General features: G+C 50.2%; 1 rRNA gene (only partly in view). It reads right to left on the bottom strand.

The features are described 5' to 3' along the window. Positions 1-2,299: ribosomal RNA gene (locus HUK68_RS17125) — 23S ribosomal RNA — on the bottom strand (it extends 578 nt beyond the left edge of the window). Positions 2,300-2,500 lie beyond the last annotated feature (201 nt).

Below are 2,500 nucleotides of genomic sequence, written 5' to 3' on the forward strand. Positions count from 1 at the left end.
CACTATCGTCACGATGTCCGACCGTAACTAGCGTACCTTCGAACTCCTCCGTTACGCTTTGGGAGGAGACCGCCCCAGTCAAACTGCCTACCATGCACTGTCCCCGATCCCGATAAGGGACCTAGGTTAGAACCTCAAACACACCAGGGTGGTATTTCAACGTTGGCTCCACGAGAACTAGCGTCCTCGCTTCAAAGCCTCCCACCTATCCTACACAGATCTGTTCAAAGTCCAATACAAAGCTACAGTAAAGGTTCATGGGGTCTTTCCGTCTTTCCGCGGGGAGATTGCATCATCACAAACATTTCAACTTCGCTGAGTCTCTGGAGGAGACAGTGTGGCCATCGTTACGCCATTCGTGCAGGTCGGAACTTACCCGACAAGGAATTTCGCTACCTTAGGACCGTTATAGTTACGGCCGCCGTTTACTGGGACTTCAATCAAGAGCTTGCACCCCATCATTTAATCTTCCAGCACCGGGCAGGCGTCACACCCTATACGTCCACTTTCGTGTTTGCAGAGTGCTGTGTTTTTATTAAACAGTCGCAGCCACCGATTTTTTGCAACCGCTTTGGGCTCCCCTTGTGCAGGATCACCTACTTGCGGCATACCTTCTCCCGAAGTTACGGTATCAATTTGCCGAGTTCCTTCTCCAGAGTTCTCTCAAGCGCCTTAGAATACTCATCTCGCGCACCAGTGTCGGTTTGCGGTACGGTCGTCAATAGCTGAAGCTTAGTGGCTTTTCCTGGAAGCTGGGTATCACTCACTTCGTCTGCAAGCAGACTCGTTATCACCCCTCATCTAAGCCCGGCGGATTTGCCTACCAGGCACGACTACAGGCTTGAACCAACATATCCAACAGTTGGCTGAGCTAACCTTCTCCGTCCCCACATCGCACTATTGATCGGTACAGGAATATTGACCTGTTTCCCATCAGCTACGCATCTCTGCCTCGCCTTAGGGGCCGACTCACTCTACGCCGATGAACGTTGCGTAGAAAACCTTGCGCTTACGGCGAGGGGGCTTTTCACCCCCTTTAACGCTACTCATGTCAGCATTCGCACTTCTGATACCTCCAGCATCCGTTACCAGACACCTTCACAGGCTTACAGAACGCTCTCCTACCACGTGCAATGAATTGCACATCCGCAGCTTCGGTAACTGGCTTAGCCCCGTTACATCTTCCGCGCAGGACGACTCGATCAGTGAGCTATTACGCTTTCTTTAAATGATGGCTGCTTCTAAGCCAACATCCTGACTGTTTTAGCCTTCCCACTTCGTTTCCCACTTAGCCAATTTTAGGGACCTTAGCTGGCGGTCTGGGTTGTTTCCCTCTTGAGTCCGGACGTTAGCACCCGGTGCTCTGTCTCCCAAGCTGTACTCTGCGGTATTCGGAGTTTGCATAGGTTTGGTAAGTCGCCATGACCCCCTAGCCTAAACAGTGCTCTACCCCCGCAGGTAATACTTGAGGCACTACCTAAATAGTTTTCGGAGAGAACCAGCTATTTCCAAGTTTGTTTAGCCTTTCACCCCTATCCACAGCTCATCCGCTAATTTTGCAACATTAGTCGGTTCGGACCTCCAGTACCTGTTACGGCACCTTCATCCTGGCCATGGATAGATCACTTGGTTTCGGGTCTACACCCAGCGACTGATTCGCCCTATTCGGACTCGATTTCTCTACGGCTTCCCTATTCGGTTAACCTTGCCACTGAATGTAAGTCGCTGACCCATTATACAAAAGGTACGCAGTCACCCTTGCGGGCTCCTACTTTTTGTAAGCATGCGGTTTCAGGATCTATTTCACTCCCCTCCCGGGGTTCTTTTCGCCTTTCCCTCACGGTACTGGTTCACTATCGGTCGATTACGAGTATTTAGCCTTGGAGGATGGTCCCCCCATATTCAGACAAGGTTTCTCGTGCCCCGCCCTACTTTTCTCTAGCTTAGTACCGCTCGTCTGTTTTCGCATACGGGACTATCACCCACTATGGTCGGCCTTTCCATGCCGCTTTGCTAACAGTCGAGGTATCACTAGAAGGCTGTTCCGATTTCGCTCGCCACTACTTTCGGAATCTCGGTTGATGTCTTTTCCTCGAGCTACTTAGATGTTTCAGTTCACTCGGTTCGCCTCGCATACCTATGAATTCAGTATGCGATACCCTTGCGGGTGGGTTTCCCCATTCAGAAATCTCCGGATCAAAGCTTATTTGCCAGCTCCCCGAAGCTTATCGCAGGCTATCACGTCTTTCGTCGCCTGTAATCGCCAAGGCATCCACCACATGCTCTTAGTCACTTGACCCTATAACTTTGACGTCTCGTTAAAGACTTCGCGGTTGTATCAAAGACTGTGCGAGGTCTCTCACCTCGCGCGTTATGCCGTAATGTGAACATTCTTTTTGCTTCCACCGATTGCTCGGTGGTTGTTAGAGAATGATTCGTCATTACTTAAGAAATAACAGAAGTTAAATCTTGTTTTGACGCAATCAAAAATGTCGTTAGC

The sequence above is a fragment of the Comamonas antarctica genome (assembly GCF_013363755.1).
Classification (GTDB): Bacteria; Pseudomonadota; Gammaproteobacteria; order Burkholderiales; family Burkholderiaceae_C; genus Comamonas; species Comamonas antarctica.